This window comes from Ensifer sp. YR511 (genome assembly GCF_900103045.1).
Classification (GTDB): Bacteria; Pseudomonadota; Alphaproteobacteria; order Rhizobiales; family Rhizobiaceae; genus Ensifer; species Ensifer adhaerens.
In genome coordinates this window covers 20503-34414 of the sequence record NZ_FNGR01000027.1, presented here as the reverse complement: position 1 = coordinate 34414, position 13912 = coordinate 20503, and the positions used below count along the sequence as shown (strand labels likewise).

At 61.7% G+C, this 13912-nt stretch carries 15 protein-coding genes; 4 read left to right on the top strand and 11 right to left on the bottom strand.

Annotation, left to right across the window (positions count from 1 at the left end; translation table 11 throughout):
* Nucleotides 1-28: 28 nt before the first annotated feature.
* Nucleotides 29-475: a universal stress protein gene (locus BLU15_RS29820; RefSeq protein WP_090300420.1), complete on the top strand. Its 447-nt coding sequence runs from the start codon at nt 29-31 to the stop codon at nt 473-475.
* 185 nt (nt 476-660) lie between these two features.
* On the opposite strand, the gene BLU15_RS29815 is transcribed toward BLU15_RS29820, so the two are convergent.
* The 5 genes from BLU15_RS29815 to BLU15_RS29795 all read right to left on the bottom strand — a co-directional run bounded on the left by BLU15_RS29815 (nt 661) and on the right by BLU15_RS29795 (nt 4445).
* The gene (locus tag BLU15_RS29815) at nt 661-828 is read right to left on the bottom strand and encodes a hypothetical protein (protein WP_089045876.1); all 168 of its coding nucleotides are present in this window, start codon (nt 826-828) and stop codon (nt 661-663) included.
* Nucleotides 829-1106: 278 nt separating this feature from the next.
* The gene (locus BLU15_RS29810; protein ID WP_089045897.1) at nt 1107-1274 is read right to left on the bottom strand and encodes a hypothetical protein; all 168 of its coding nucleotides are present in this window, start codon (nt 1272-1274) and stop codon (nt 1107-1109) included.
* A 206-nt stretch (nt 1275-1480) separates the two neighbouring features.
* A complete protein-coding gene (locus BLU15_RS29805; RefSeq protein WP_060583819.1) occupies nt 1481-2998 on the bottom strand; it encodes a tripartite tricarboxylate transporter permease in 1518 nt (505 codons plus the stop codon).
* A 14-nt stretch (nt 2999-3012) separates the two neighbouring features.
* A complete protein-coding gene (locus tag BLU15_RS29800; protein ID WP_034800575.1) occupies nt 3013-3504 on the bottom strand; it encodes a tripartite tricarboxylate transporter TctB family protein in 492 nt (163 codons plus the stop codon).
* Nucleotides 3501-4445 carry a Bug family tripartite tricarboxylate transporter substrate binding protein gene (locus BLU15_RS29795; protein WP_034800577.1) on the bottom strand — a complete coding sequence of 315 codons (945 nt, stop codon included), beginning with the start codon at nt 4443-4445 and terminating at the stop codon, nt 3501-3503. The genes BLU15_RS29800 and BLU15_RS29795 overlap by 4 nt, the downstream gene beginning before the upstream one ends.
* 460 nt (nt 4446-4905) lie before the next feature.
* On the opposite strand from BLU15_RS29795, the gene BLU15_RS29790 reads away from it, so the two are divergent.
* Entirely contained in the window at nt 4906-5355 is a 450-nt protein-coding gene (locus BLU15_RS29790) for a DUF1801 domain-containing protein (protein ID WP_034800579.1), read from the top strand.
* A gap of 60 nt (nt 5356-5415) precedes the next feature.
* Here the strand turns inward: BLU15_RS29790 and BLU15_RS29785 are convergent, their stop codons facing one another.
* Nucleotides 5416-6483 (bottom strand): ABC transporter substrate-binding protein, encoded by a 1068-nt coding sequence (locus tag BLU15_RS29785; protein WP_060610331.1) that lies wholly within the window; start codon nt 6481-6483, stop codon nt 5416-5418.
* A 77-nt stretch (nt 6484-6560) separates the two neighbouring features.
* On the opposite strand from BLU15_RS29785, the gene BLU15_RS29780 reads away from it, so the two are divergent.
* Together BLU15_RS29780 and BLU15_RS29775 are read left to right on the top strand one after the other, a co-directional pair.
* Nucleotides 6561-7238: a response regulator transcription factor gene (locus BLU15_RS29780; RefSeq protein ID WP_043616209.1), complete on the top strand. Its 678-nt coding sequence runs from the start codon at nt 6561-6563 to the stop codon at nt 7236-7238.
* A complete protein-coding gene (locus BLU15_RS29775) occupies nt 7235-8614 on the top strand; it encodes a sensor histidine kinase (protein WP_060610334.1) in 1380 nt (459 codons plus the stop codon). Before BLU15_RS29780 ends, BLU15_RS29775 begins: the two co-directional genes overlap by 4 nt.
* 118 nt (nt 8615-8732) lie before the next feature.
* On the opposite strand, the gene BLU15_RS40675 is transcribed toward BLU15_RS29775, so the two are convergent.
* The 5 genes from BLU15_RS40675 to BLU15_RS29755 all read right to left on the bottom strand — a co-directional run bounded on the left by BLU15_RS40675 (nt 8733) and on the right by BLU15_RS29755 (nt 13804).
* Entirely contained in the window at nt 8733-8855 is a 123-nt protein-coding gene (locus BLU15_RS40675; protein WP_255381084.1) for a hypothetical protein, read from the bottom strand.
* 213 nt (nt 8856-9068) lie between these two features.
* Nucleotides 9069-10094: an ABC transporter permease gene (locus BLU15_RS29770; RefSeq protein WP_034800589.1), complete on the bottom strand. Its 1026-nt coding sequence runs from the start codon at nt 10092-10094 to the stop codon at nt 9069-9071.
* 31 nt (nt 10095-10125) lie between these two features.
* Complete coding sequence (locus BLU15_RS29765) at nt 10126-11667, bottom strand: sugar ABC transporter ATP-binding protein (protein ID WP_090300418.1); 1542 nt, start codon at nt 11665-11667, stop codon at nt 10126-10128.
* A 165-nt stretch (nt 11668-11832) separates the two neighbouring features.
* On the bottom strand, nt 11833-12762 hold the full coding sequence (locus tag BLU15_RS29760) for a sugar ABC transporter substrate-binding protein (protein ID WP_060521028.1): 930 nt from the start codon (nt 12760-12762) through the stop codon (nt 11833-11835).
* A 229-nt stretch (nt 12763-12991) separates the two neighbouring features.
* Nucleotides 12992-13804, bottom strand: a complete 813-nt coding sequence (locus tag BLU15_RS29755; RefSeq protein ID WP_090300416.1) for a TIM barrel protein — start codon at nt 13802-13804, stop codon at nt 12992-12994.
* Between the last annotated feature and the right edge of the window lie 108 nt (nt 13805-13912).

Sequence of the window (13912 nt, the reverse complement as noted above, 5' to 3'; positions counted from 1 at the left end):
CCTCTGGAGCTTGGAAGAGGAGGATCCCATGTTTCGCAATATTCTTATAGCCACCGACGGCTCGCCCTTAGCAACAATCGCTGTCGATGCAGGCATAACCTTTGCAAAGGACGGCGGCGCACGAGTGAACATCCTTGCCGTTACCGAACCATTCCACCTCTATTCGGTCGATCCCGAGCAGTTGTCGAGCACGCGCACCGAATACGAGGCGCTGGCCAGCAAACATGCCGCGGAAATGCTCGCGGCTTTAGCGCGCAAGGCTGCGGCGGAAGGCGTGGAGTGCCAGACGGAGCAGGTCCGCAGCCACGAGGTCTACCGCGCGATCTGCGACCAGGCGATATACAAAGATGCCGATCTCATCATCATGGCGTCCCATGGTCGCAGTGGAGTCGGAAGCCTGATGCTCGGCAGCGTAGCTGCCAAGGTGCTGGCTCACTCCACGATACCGGTATTGATCTATCGCGCGAAGAAGTGAGGCGACGTCGCGCGACGCCTCGTTGATGTCCTACATACGCCGCCAACGCGTTGACGGCGTTCGACGAACCCCGACGAGGAGGGACGCGCTTTTCCATAATGGCAACGGCCCGGTGGTCTCTCGACCCCGAGCCGTTCTTCATCATCCTTGGAAGGATAAGGCGCCCTCGTGGGCGCTGGAATTTGTTAGCCGCGGCGCGTGTCGGGGAAGTTCGCCGGATCAATGCCCAGCGTGTGCAGGTCGCTTGCCTTCGGGCGGCGGTGACCTTCGACAGCGGCGGCGGCAGCGCTAGCAGCGCCGAGAACTGCGAATGCACGACCGATGAAACCCTTGTGATAGGTTGTGGTAGTCATCTTCTTGCTCGCTTTCGTTTTCTCTTCGATGAAATAAAGATGAGGTCTGGTCGGTCTTTTTGCAATGCACAATGAAGCACCCCAGCCATGCAACGAAAGCACGCTGCTTCAACTTGGGACGAGTGGGCGTCGGACCGTCTGCCCTCTTGAGCCGGGTCTATGAAGTGCCGGGGGCTGAAGATGCCGGCTGCCGGAAAATAAAACGGCTCGGTGGTCTCTCGACCCCGAGCCGTTATATCCTTGGGAGGATAAGGCGCCCCTCGGGGCGCTGGAATATGTTAGCCGCGGCGCGTGTCCGGGAAGTTCGCCGGATCGATGCCCAGCGTACGCAGGTCGCTTGCCTTCGGGCGGCGGTGACCTTCGACAGCGGCGGCGGCAGCGCTAGCAGCGCCGAGAACTGCGAATGCACGACCGATGAAACCCTTGTGGTAAGTTGTGGTAGCCATCTTCTTGCTCGCTTTCGTTTTCTCTTTGATGAGCAAAAGATGGGGTTTGGTCGGTCTTATTGCAATGCACAATCGGACAGGCCAGCCATGCAAAGGAAGCAGGCCCGGTCGGTTTTCAAACCGGCCGGGCCTTCGGATAGGCCTTGGGAGGAGGCGCTATGTCAATCGGGTCCGAAAGGGTTTCCGGACCCGATTGTTATTGGGGCTTAGTCTTCGTTGGCGGCGAGCTGCGAAAGGACTTCGCCGCGGCCACGGGCCCGAAGGATGAGCGGTACGATCAGCGCTGCAGCTGCGATGATCAGGAGGCCTGCGGCAATCGGCGAGGTGAACAGGACCGAGTAGTCCCCCTGGCTGATCGCGAGCGCGCGGCGCAGCTGCTGTTCGGCGAGCGGGCCCAGGATCAGGCCGACGACGACAGGCGCGATCGGATATCCGAAGATGCGCATCGCGTAACCGAGCAGGCCGAAGGCGAGCAACATGCCGAGCTCGTAGACCGACGGGTTGGCCCCGATCGTGCCGAGCGTGGCAAACAGCAGGATGCCGGCATAGAGCCAAGGCTTCGGAACTGTCAGCAGCTTCACCCAAAGACCGATGAGCGGCAGGTTCAGAACCAGCAACATGAAGTTGGCGATCAGAAGGCTGGCGATCAGGCCCCAGACGAGCTGCGGATTGGTCGCAAACAGCAGCGGTCCGGGCTGGAGGCCATACTGCTGGAAGCCGGCAAGCATGATCGCCGCGGTTGCCGTGGTCGGCAGGCCAAGCGTCAGGAGCGGCACGAGCGTGCCAGCGGCCGAGGCGTTGTTGGCCGCTTCCGGACCGGCGACGCCTTCGATCGCGCCATTGCCGAATTCTTCCGGATGCTTCGTCAGACGCTTTTCGGTGGCGTAGGACAGGAAGGTGCCGATCTCAGCGCCGCCAGCCGGCATGGCGCCGATCGGGAAGCCGATGAGGGTACCGCGCAGCCACGCCTTCCAGGAGCGTGCCCAGTCGGCCGCATTCATCCATACAGAGCCACGGACGGCCTCGACCTTGTCGGGCCCCTTGTCGCCCTGTGCAGCGATGTAGAGCGTCTCGCCGATGGCGAACATGGCAACGGCGAGCGTCGTGACTTCGATGCCGTCAAGCAATTCGGGAACGCCAAAGGAAAGACGTGCCTGGCCGGTCAGTTGGTCGATGCCGATGACTGAAAGCGCCAGGCCGACAAACAGCGATGTCAGACCGCGAAGGGTGCTGTCGCCGAAGGCGGAGGAAACGGTGACAAAGGCGAGAACCATCAGCGCGAAATATTCGCGCGGACCGAAAACCAGGGCCAGCTTGACGATGTAAGGCGCGATGAAGGCAAGAGCAAGCGTGGCGATCAGGCCGGCGACGAAGGAGCCGATCGCGGCCGTTGCCAGTGCGGGCCCGCCGCGACCCGCCCTCGCCATCTTGTTGCCTTCGAGCGCAGTCACGATCGAGGCGCTTTCACCGGGCGTGTTGAGCAGGATCGACGTGGTCGAGCCGCCATACATGCCGCCGTAATAGATGCCGGCAAACATGATCAGCGAGCCGCCGGGATCGAGACGGTAGGTGACCGGCAGCAGGAGCGCCACGGTCAGTGCCGGGCCGATGCCGGGCAGGACGCCGACCGCCGTGCCGAGCGTTACGCCGATCAGCGCGTAGAGCAGGTTCATTGGCTGCGCAGCAACCAGCAATCCCTGCATCAGGAATTCAAAAGTAGCCATGGTCGTCGGCCCTCTTAGAAGAACAGGCGTTCAAGCGGCCCCGCGGGCAGCGACAGGAGCAGCAGCTTGGCGAAGATCACCCACACGACAAAGCAGATCGCAATGCCGACGGGGAGCGAGAACCAAAGCTTGCGCTTGCCGAAACCGCGTGCGGTCAACGCGAACAGAATGCCGGTGGCGATCGAGAAGCCTGCAATGTTCAACAGCAGCATCTGGGCGGCAAGACCACCGACGATCCAGATAACCGGAGCGACTTCCTGGTGCTCACGCTCTGGAAAATCGCCGCGAAACGCTTCGATCGCGGTCCAGATCGCAAGGCCGAAAAGACAGCAGGCGATCGCATAGGGGACCGTCGTCGGCCCGACCTGGGAGTAGCCGGCAGCGCCCGTCAGGCGCGACACATCCCAGAAAATGAGTCCAGCGATAGCGGCGAGAACCACCGCGATGAAAAGCGCCGCCCGATCCGGGCGACGCGTTGCAGTTGAAGGGTGATGCCCCTTGATCATTTCACCAGTCCAATGTCCTTGAGAACGCCCTCGGTCGCCGCAACGTCCTTGTCGAGCTGGGCTTTGAACGCATCGCCGGCGAGATAGCTGTCCTGCCAGCCCTTGGTCTTCAGGACTTCCTGCCAGCCAGCGGACTTCGCGAGCTTCTCGATATCGGCCGAAACGGCGGCCTTCTGCTCGTCCGAGAGGCCAGGAGCGGCTGCGACCATGCGCCAGTTCTCGACGACGACGTCAACGCCCGATTCTTTCAGCGTTGGAGCATCGACGCCGGCAATGCGCTCGGCGCTGGAGACGGCGAGCAGGCGGAGCGTGCCGGCCTTGACCTGCGATTCGAACTCGCCGTAGCCCGAGATACCTGCGGTAACCTGGCTGCCGAGGATAGCAGCAAGCGCTTCACCGCCGCCGGAATAGGCGATGTAGTTGATTTTGGTCGGATCGACGCCGGCCGCCTTGGCGATCAGGCCAACGGCGATGTGGTCGGTACCGCCGGCCGAGCCGCCAGCCCAGGACACGGCGCCCGGATCCTTCTTCAGGGCTTCGACGAGGTCGCCCATGGTCTTGATGTCGGACGAGGCCGGAACGACGACCGCTTCGTATTCGCCGGTGAGACGCGCGATCGGCGTGACGTCCTTAAGAGTGACCGGGGACTTGTTTGTGAGGATTGCACCGACCATGACGTAGCCGCCGACGATCAGGGCGTTCGGGTTGCCCTTCTGCTGGCTTGCGAACTGGGCGAGACCGATGGTGCCGCCGGCGCCCGGCACGTTCTGAACCTGAACGTTGCCGGAGATGCCTTCCTGCTGCATGACCGTCTGCAGCGAACGCGCCGTCTGGTCCCAGCCGCCGCCCGGGTTTGCAGGTGCAATGATCGTGTAATCAGCGGCAACAGCCGGGAGCGACATCGCACCGGCGAGAATCGTTGCGAGGAAAATATGTTTCAAGGTCAGTCCTCCGTGAGGCGCGTTTTCACCGCGCACGTTGTTGCTGTGTGCGAAAGGGAAGACGGCGACGGGCTCTTTCGACCCTTATCGCTTGACCGGATTGGTGGCTTCCTCCCAGTACGCAACCGGCGGCCCGCCTCCACGGGTGCCAGTGACCTTAAGGCACCATAGAAAGCTGACATTTAGCTGACATCAAGCCCCGAATGCGAAAATCCTGCCTCATCGTTTACGGAATTTTAGGTTCTCGCATGCGCTGACAGGCGATGTTGCCGGTTCCCGGCGTTCAAATTGAGCCAGGTCCCGACCGGATTTCGCGACGGTACCACGAATCGTTGCTCGGATATTGCCGCCAGCCGGCCCGAGCCTAGGTATGAGGAGCAACGCCGACAAAGGCGAAGACGGTTTGCACCGGCCCCGCCTGAAGGCGAGCTCCGGCAAGGATGATGGGAGAGTAAATACGATGGCAAAAGCGACGACCAAGGCGAAAAACGACGATGCGGCAGAAGCCGCCGCTTCTGCCTCCGGGCAGATTGACGCGAGGATCGCGGAACTTGGCGACTGGCGCGGTGCGACGCTTGCGAAGATACGCAAGCTGATCAAGGAAGCGGATCCTGACGTCGTCGAGGAATGGAAATGGCGAGGCGTCCCGGTCTGGGAGCATGCCGGCATCATCTGTACCGGCGAGACCTATAAAGCGGTTGTGAAAATGACTTTCGCCAAGGGGGCAGCACTCGACGATCCGGCAGGTCTTTTCAATTCCAGCCTTGACGGCAATGTCCGGCGCGCCATCGATATCCACGAGGGCGAGGCGATCGACGAGGAGGCGTTGAAGGCGTTGGTGCTTGCTGCCGTCGAACTGAACCTTTCCGCGCAGGCCCTACGGTCCGGGCGTACGCGGAACAAGGCTTAAGCCTGAAGCTGGCGGGATTTGCGATCGGACCGGGAGCGCCGCGCTTCCGGTCCGTCGTCTTCAATGGAGCCTCAGAACCTCGTTCCATTTGGCAATCAGCCGTGAGCGCTTTACCTGATCGAGATAGACCATCAGTCCCGGGCTTACCGGGACGGGGCGCAACTGGCCGCCAAGCATCTCCTGCATGGTGTTGGCGGTATTTTCACCCGCGACCTCTGGGCTGACGGCCGGGATTTGCAACTCCCGGGCCATAATCGTCTGGCCTTCCTTCGACATGAAGAATTCAAGGTAGCGCCGGCCGAGGTCGGGGGAGGCGGCAGCTTGCGGGACGAGGCCGATGCGCGACATCACCACGGTATAATCCTTCGGCAGAACGATGCCGACATCCGGATGCCGTGCCGCCCAGTCCGCCGCATAGGATCCGAGGATGTTGTAGCCGAGCACGAAGCGGCCGTCGGCGACACGCTCGAGGATTGCTTCGCTCGTCGAGTAGAGTTTGACGCCGGCCGCCCCCATCGCCTGGATGACATCCCAGATATCGCCGAACTGTTCCTGGTCGCGCGACATGAAGAGGAAGCCGACGCCGGACCGCTCGATGTCATAGGTTCCGATCCTGCCGAAGACGGCCGCGCCCTGGCGCTTCAGGTAATCGACGAATTCCGCGCGCGTCGACGGCGGTTTCTCCTTGGTGAAGCTCGGCTTGTGATAGACGAAGACGGCAGGCTCGAAGGTCAGCGCATAAGCCGTGTTGCGCCAGTTGGCCCAGGCGGGCCAGCGGTCGCTCATCGGCAGGTCGCTGCGCTGGGCGTAACCGTCGTTGCTGAGCTTGACTTGCAGGTCCATGGCGGAAGAAAAGGCGAAGTCCGCCGTCTTCATTCCGGCGTCGGTCTCCTTGATGATGCGGTCGTAGATTTCTCCGGTCAGCATGTCCTCATAGCGCACGGCAACATCCGGATTGGCCCGCTGGAAACCGATGATCATCGGCTTTGCGAGCGGCTCGTCGAGCGATGAATAGACGACCAGCGTGCGCACGTCCGCTTTGCCGGAAAGAGCTGGGAATATGATGGGGGCCGCAAGGAGCAGCTGGGGACAAAGAGCAAAAAAAAGAAAAGAAATCAAGAACCGCATGAATCCACAATGCCTCAGTGTCGCACCGTTCACAAGCAAGGCGTCGGCGGATAAGGTGGTCGGGGGAGTGATGATAATTGCGTATCTTGCTTGTTGAGGACAACCAGGACCTGGCCGAGGGCCTGTCGGCGATCTTGCGCGGCAGTGGCTATGCCGTTGACGTCGTCAGTGACGGTGCGTCGGCGCATGCGGTGGCCGCCACCGAAACGTTCGATCTTGTCATTCTCGATCTCAATCTGCCGGAAATGGATGGCCTCGATGTGCTGAGGGCGATGCGTGCTCGCCAGAACCGCGCCGCGGTCTTGATCCTGACGGCAAGGGGCGCGCCCGAAGAGCGGATCAAGGGGCTCGACCTCGGCGCCGACGACTACATGATCAAACCTTTCGACGTCGGCGAGCTCGAAGCGCGCGTGCGCGTGCTCTTGCGCCGTCAGGCGGGCCTCAGGGCCTCGACCGTCAGTTACGGCAATGTGTCACTCGATCTCAACACCCGCAGCTTCTCGTCCGGCGGCGCGCCGATCGAGATCCCGGCGCGCGAGCTCGGACTTCTCGAGCTTCTGTTCATGCGTGCCGGCAAGGTGGTCGCCAAGGATGCGATCATGCAGTCGCTGACAGGGTTCGACGACGACTTGAGCCCCAACGCGATCGAGCAATATGTCAGCAGGCTGCGCAAGAGGCTCGCACCGCATGGGCTGACCGTGCGCACCGCCCGCGGCATCGGCTACTATCTCGACAAAGCGGCCGGGCCGGAATGAGGACGACGGTCTATTCCCTCCGCCGGCGCCTGCTTGGCTGGCTGTTGATCTCGACGGTGGTGATCGGGGTCATTGCACTGATGGATACCTACCGCGAGGCCGTGACGACCGCCAACGTCGTTTCCGATCGGGTGCTTGCCGGCTCGGCGCTGGCAATCGCCGAGCGCGTGGTCGTGGCGGAAGACGGGTCGCTCGAAGTCGACATCCCCTATGTCGCGCTGGAAATGCTGACGTCGGCCGCGCAGGACCGGGTGTTCTACCGGGTCGACGGCCCGCCCGGCCAGTTCATCACCGGCTACCAGACGCTGCCGTCGCTGGCGGAGGAGCCCGGCGCATCGACCACATTTGCGGATTCGATCTTCCGCGGCGAACCGATCCGCATTGCCGCCCTTCGCCGCTCCGCGTCAACCGGCATCAATTCCGTGCCCTTCGTGGTCACGGTTGCCGAAACGACAATCGCGCGCCGACATCTGGCGCAGACGATCTTGGTGCGCTCGGCGCTCCGCCTCGGCATGATGATTGCCGGTGCGGCGGTGATCGTCTGGATCGCCGTTACCTTTTCCTTGCGCCCGCTCTACAGGCTGGGTGACGCGATCTCGGAGCGCAGTCCGGACGATTTGCATCCGATCGGCGAGCGGGTTCCGAACGAAGTCCAGGGTCTCGTCGATACGGTCAATTCCTTCATGGGGCGCTTGCAGTCGGCGCTCGATGCGCTTCGCAATTTCACCGGCAATGCCAGCCACCAGCTGCGCACGCCGCTCGCCATCATCCGCACGCAACTCGCCCTGGCGCAACGCGCCGGCTCGATCGAGGAGACGAGAAGTGCTGTGAAAAAGGCCGACGAGGCGGTCGCCAATGCCGAGCGCATTCTGGGGCAGTTGCTGCTGATGGCGAAGATCGACGCTGCCGGCAAGGACGAAACCGGTTCGCTCGAGCGCATCGATTTGGTCGAACTGGTGCGGGAGATAACGGCAGAGCATGTGCCGGCGGCCGGCGACGCGGATATCGATCTCGGCTTTGACGGTGAGGGTGAGGCTTTCATCCGCGCCGAGCCGTTGCTCATCGGTGAACTCCTCAAGAACCTGATCGGCAACGCGCTGCTTTATGCCGGCCGCGGTGCGGAAGTGACGAGCCGTGTCTTTGCGCGGGAGGTTTCGGTGTCGCTGGAGGTGGAGGATAACGGACCCGGCATTCGGCCGGAATTGCACGAGACGGTGCTCAGGCGTTTCGAGCGCGGCGGCAGTGATGCTCCGGGCTCCGGGCTCGGGCTGCCGATCGTCGAAGAAATTGCCGAGCTTTACGGCGCGACGACCAGCCTCAGCGAGGGGGCTGACGGCCGCGGCCTCAAGGTGACCATCCGCTTTCCAGCGGGCTAAGCACGAATAGGCTCAACCCGGCGCCGCCAAATGCGGGCCGGTTAAGCGAAAGCCATCTGCGAGCGGTCAGCCGACACGTTCACAGGGCTGGGGCAATTCAGGTTTTTTGGGGTCTTGCTTAGCGGCCGCGGTGGCCGAAGAAGGAAGCTGTCTCGCGGGTCTGTACCCGCAGCATCGCGTTCCAAAGCTGAAGAACGAAACGCGGCTGAAACTGGCTCGCAAGCTTGCGCTGCGACAACATGGGAAGTCTCCAATAGTTTTGAACGCCTGTCTTATAGTGCATCGCCAAGGATCTTGCCAGAGCGCGTGCGCCGGGGCAGCCCTGCGCGCCAAGCATATGTGGAAAACGGCTTGAGACTGGCGATATAGCCTTCTGAACAAAATAAAATGCCGGGATGACTTTCGTCATCCCGGCCAGTTGGCTTCACTGGGAGGAGAGTATTGCTTTCAGGACTCAGGCCTTCTTGCGGTTCTTCTGTCGATAGACGTCGATGACGACAGCCGCGACGATGATCAGGCCCTTGACGATTTCCTGGTAGTAGGCGTCGACCCGAAGGAAGGTGAAGCCTGAGGTCATGACGCCAAGAATGATGGTGCCGATGACCGTGCCGGTGACCCGGCCGACGCCACCCGTTAGCGAGGTTCCGCCGATAACGGTCGCGGCGATCGCGTCCAGTTCGTACATAACGCCCATGCCGGCCTGTGCGGTCTGGGCACGGGCGGCGGTGACGACACCAGCCAGCCCGGCCAGCATGCCGGCGATGGCATAGACCTTGATCAGGTGCGCCTCGACATTGATGCCGGAGACACGGGCTGCCTGCACATTGGCGCCGATCGCATAGGTGAACTTGCCGTAGCGGGTGTAGCGCAGCGCGATGTGGAAGATGAGCGCGACGACCAGGAAGACGATGACGGGCCAGATGCCGGTTCCGATGAAGTTGAACTGATCGGTGAGGCCCGAGACCGGCTGGCCCTTGGTGTACCACTTGGAAATGCCGCGTGCCGAAACCATCATGCCGAGTGTGGCGATGAAGGGCGGGATTTTGGTGCGGGCGATCAGCTGACCGTTGATAAAGCCGGCAAGTAGCCCGATGCCGATGCCAAGCCCGATCGGAACGATTGCCGGCATGTCGGTCAAGGATGGATAGAGCGCGCGCGGCCAGGTGGAGGCCTGGGCGACGCTTGCCGAGATCATCGCCGTCATGCCGACGACGGAGCCAGAGGACAGGTCGATGCCGCCGGTGATGATGACCTGGGTCACGCCGACGGCGATGATGCCGATCACGGACACCTGCAGGATCATGATCGTCAGGCGCTGCGGGTTCATGAGGAAGCTCTGGCCGACGAAAATCCAGCCGAGGATCTCATAGACCAGCGCGATGCCGATCAAGACCAGGAAGATGTTGAATTCAGGCGGCAAGCGGCGCCTTGTCCCTGAGAGCGGTGCGCTCGCGCCCTGTGCGGCGACATTGGTATCCATTTTCAGTCCTCCCTTTGGGGTCGTTTCCCGCTCAGCTCGCGGCGAGCTCCATGACCTTGATCTGGGTTGCTTCGGCCCTGTCGAGGAAGCCGGTGACGCGGCCCTCGTGCATGACCATGATGCGGTCGCTCATACCGAGCACCTCGGGCATCTCCGAAGAGATCATGATGACGGCGACGCCGTTGCGCGCGAGTTCGGTGACGAGACGGTGAATTTCCGCCTTGGCGCCGACATCGATGCCGCGTGTCGGCTCGTCGAGGATGAGGATGCGCGGATTGGTGAGCAGCCAGCGGCCGATCAGCACCTTCTGCTGATTGCCGCCCGATAGGTTCTCGATGCGCTCCTGCAGGTTCGGCGTCTTGACACGTAGCTTGCGGCTCATTTCTTCGCAGGCCGCCGTGACCTGTTTTTCGGTGACGAAGCCGCCCTTGACGAAGCGGTCCTGAAGCACGGCGATCTGCATGTTTTCGAGAATGTCGAGGATCAGGAGACAGCCAGTGTCCTTGCGATCTTCGGTGAGAAACGCCATGCGGTTCCTGATCGCCTTGTTCGGGCTGTCGATCGAAAGGGTCTTGCCGTCGATCGAAATCGCGCCGGAGCTTGCAGGCGTGACGCCGAAGAGGGTTTCGGCGACGTTCGAGCGCCCGGAGCCGACGAGGCCGGCAATGCCGAGGATTTCGCCGGCGCGGACGTCGAAGGAGACGTCGCGGAAGACGCCGTCAAGCGCGAGGTTCTTGACCGACAGGACAACGTCGCCGATCGGCACTTCCTCCTTCGGAAACATCTGGGTGATCTCGCGACCAACCATCATGCGGATGATGTCGTCGCGGGTAACGTCGCTCGACGCGTGCGTGCCGATGAACTTGCCGTCGCGAAACACCGAGAACTCGTCGGCGATCTCGAATAGCTCGTTCATCTTGTGGGTGATGTAGACGATGCCGATGCCCTGTTCGCGCAGGTCCCGAATGATTTCGAAGAGGTGGGCGACCTCGCGCTCGGTCAGCGCAGACGTCGGCTCGTCCATGATCAACACGTCGGATTCGTAGGAGACCGCCTTGGCGATCTCGACCATTTGGCGGTTGGCCACTGACAGGTGACGCACTTCGATTTCAGGATCGATCTTGATTTTCAGGCGGTCGAACAGACGCGCGGTGATGCGCTTCATCTCGCCGTGATCGACGAAGCCAAAGCGGTTCTTCGGTTCCCGGCGGATCCAGATGTTTTCCGCGACCGTCATGAACGGCATCAGGTTCAGCTCCTGATGGATCATGGCGATGCCGTTTTCGAGGGCGTCGAGCGGCGATTTCAGCCGGATTTCGGCACCTTTAAGCTTCACGTCACCTTTGTCGGGCGTGTAGATGCCGGCGAGGATCTTCATCAGCGTCGATTTGCCGGCGCCGTTTTCGCCCATCAGCGCATGTACCGTGCCGCGCTTCAGCTTGAACTCGACATCGTCGAGCGCGACGACGCCAGGGAATTCCTTGCGGATCCCTTCCGCAGAAAGAAGATATTCGGCTTTGGGTACCGCGCCGCTGGCGCGCACGGCTGCCATCGTTGTCGGACTGAGCGTCATGTTCCTTGCCTCCCCGTCGTTTCCGGCTGTCGCGGAAAGTCCTCGTCGCTGGCGGGTGACCAGCCCATCTTACCGCATGCGGCATCCATTGGACGCAGGCATTTGCGGACGGACTTGCATTTTAAAGGGGGAGCGCGGGTTTGCCCGCGCTCCCGACTGTGGCGATCAGTTCTTCGCCTGGTACTTGTCGAGGTTGTCCTTGGTGACGAGCTCGAAGGGAATGTAGACCTTCTTGTCCACCGGCTCGCCCTTTGCGAGCTTCAGTGCGGCGTCGACCGAGCCCTTGCCCTGGCCGGCGGCGTTCTGGAACACCGTGACGTCGAGATCGCCGGCGGCCATGGCTGCCAGAGCGTCCTGCGTTGCGTCGATGCCGCCGATGACGACGCTGTCCATCGAACGACCGGCGGCCTTCAGCGCCTGGATCGCGCCGATCGCCATTTCGTCGTTGTTGGAGATGACGGCGTCAAACTCAAGACCGGCCGAAAGCCAGTTCGTCAACAGGTCCGAGCCCTGCGTACGCGACCAGTTGGCGGTCTGCTCCTCGACGATCTCAATGCCCTTGCACTGGTCGGTGGCAAGTACGTCGTGGATGTCCTTGGTGCGCATGCGGGCGGCCTGGTTGGACAGTTCGCCCATCATCACGACGGCCTTGCCCTTGCCGCCAAGCATCTTGCAGATTTCCTGCGTCTGCAGCGTGCCGGATTCCTGCTCGTTCGATGCCACGAAAGCCTGCTTTTCCGGCAGCGTGTCGACATTGACCGGTTCGCGGTTGACGTAGACGAGCGGGATGCCGGCATCCGCAGCGATCTTCGACATGGCAGCCGTCGCATCGGTATCAACCGGGTTGACGATGATCGCGGTCACGCCGGCGGCGATGAAGTTCTGGATCTGGCTCTGCTGCTTGGAGACGTCGTTCTGCGCGTCTTCGATCTGCAGTTCGACGCCATCGAGCGTCTTGGCGTAGTCGGACATGCCGTTGCGCAAGACCGTCAGGAAGTTGTCGTCGAAAAGGGCCATGGACACGCCGATGGTCTCGGCATGGGCTGCCGTCGACATCATCATCGCCAGCGCTGTGCTGAGCACAAATTTCTTCATTGTCTTTCTCCTCCACAATGGTGCCCGGCGACACCTTCTCCTGCCGGGGATGCAATGCCGGATTGCGCTCATTCATTTCAAAAGCGGCACTCCCGCTGCGCTTTCGAATAAAACGGAATAAACGAACCGGCAAATTGCGATTACGGAATATGTATTCCATTTTATACGGGCGCCGTCAAGGCCTGATGCGGCGCCCGCTGTTGATTTGCCCGCCTCGCGCCGGGGGAGCTTAGATATGGCTTCGGATGTAATCCACGCTCTGTCCCACCGCGGCGGCGGGATCCGCCAATCCGTGGACTTCGGCGGCGAATGGCTCAAAGGAAAGTGGCCCCCCATAACCCGCCGCGCGCATGCGCCGAATCTGTCCTACATTGTCGAGCAGGTCGCTCCGATCGACGAGAACGCGGTGCGAATCACGTAGATCCGCCACCGCGACACGTTCATCCGCGACCCCGGAAATATGGATGAGGCCGGTCATCTCAGGATAGATTGCAGGTTCGCCGGCGAGGTGGTGGTGGAACGTGTCGTGCACCAGTCGGAAGGTCTTTTCGCCGTCGACTGCCTTGATTGCGTCAACAGCTTCCGTCTTCGAGCGCAGCGAGCAGATCTGGAAGCCGAGCGGTTCGACGAGGCCGATGATTCTGGCCGTTTCGAGCATCGGTTTCAGTGCCGCCAAAGCTTTGCGAAGGTTTTCCTGCCGCTCGCCATCGGCCTGGCCCGTGCCATCATTGACGGGAACGAGGACAAGGGCCTTGGCGCCGCAGTCGCGCGCATAGGCGATCAGTTCTTCGGCTTCGGCCTGACGGGTCTCGTTCCATTCGTTGAAACGTTGAAGGGCATTGATCGAGATGATCGTGATGCCGTGACGGCTGGCGAGTACGGCGACATCCTTCGCCGGGGTACCGTCGAGGATCGCGTTACCGGCGAGATCGTTGCGGATTTCGACAGAAGTCATGCCGAGCGATCTGGCGAGTTCGAAAAAGGCACCAAGCGGCAGGTTCGGCGTCGTCATGTGATTGAGGGCGAAGGGCAGGGCGGTCACGGGAATGTCTCCTCCAGTGGGATGGGTCAAAGGCTATAAATAGAACGTTCATTCCATTTATAGCCTTGCGGACAATTCACCAACTGTTGGAGCGCAGTCAAAGCGCGC

Coding starts and splice junctions, on each gene's coding strand:
- BLU15_RS29820 (WP_090300420.1), top strand. CDS start 29: ATGTTTCGCAATATTCTTATAGCCACCGACGGCTCGCCCTTAGCAACA.
- BLU15_RS29765 (WP_090300418.1), bottom strand. CDS start 11,667: ATGACGCTCAGTCCGACAACGATGGCAGCCGTGCGCGCCAGCGGCGCG.
- BLU15_RS29805 (WP_060583819.1), bottom strand. CDS start 2,998: ATGGCTACTTTTGAATTCCTGATGCAGGGATTGCTGGTTGCTGCGCAG.
- BLU15_RS29785 (WP_060610331.1), bottom strand. CDS start 6,483: ATGCGGTTCTTGATTTCTTTTCTTTTTTTTGCTCTTTGTCCCCAGCTG.
- BLU15_RS29775 (WP_060610334.1), top strand. CDS start 7,235: ATGAGGACGACGGTCTATTCCCTCCGCCGGCGCCTGCTTGGCTGGCTG.
- BLU15_RS29815 (WP_089045876.1), bottom strand. CDS start 828: ATGACTACCACAACCTATCACAAGGGTTTCATCGGTCGTGCATTCGCA.
- BLU15_RS29770 (WP_034800589.1), bottom strand. CDS start 10,094: ATGGATACCAATGTCGCCGCACAGGGCGCGAGCGCACCGCTCTCAGGG.
- BLU15_RS29790 (WP_034800579.1), top strand. CDS start 4,906: ATGGCAAAAGCGACGACCAAGGCGAAAAACGACGATGCGGCAGAAGCC.
- BLU15_RS40675 (WP_255381084.1), bottom strand. CDS start 8,855: ATGTTGTCGCAGCGCAAGCTTGCGAGCCAGTTTCAGCCGCGTTTCGTT.
- BLU15_RS29760 (WP_060521028.1), bottom strand. CDS start 12,762: ATGAAGAAATTTGTGCTCAGCACAGCGCTGGCGATGATGATGTCGACG.
- BLU15_RS29800 (WP_034800575.1), bottom strand. CDS start 3,504: ATGATCAAGGGGCATCACCCTTCAACTGCAACGCGTCGCCCGGATCGG.
- BLU15_RS29810 (WP_089045897.1), bottom strand. CDS start 1,274: ATGGCTACCACAACTTACCACAAGGGTTTCATCGGTCGTGCATTCGCA.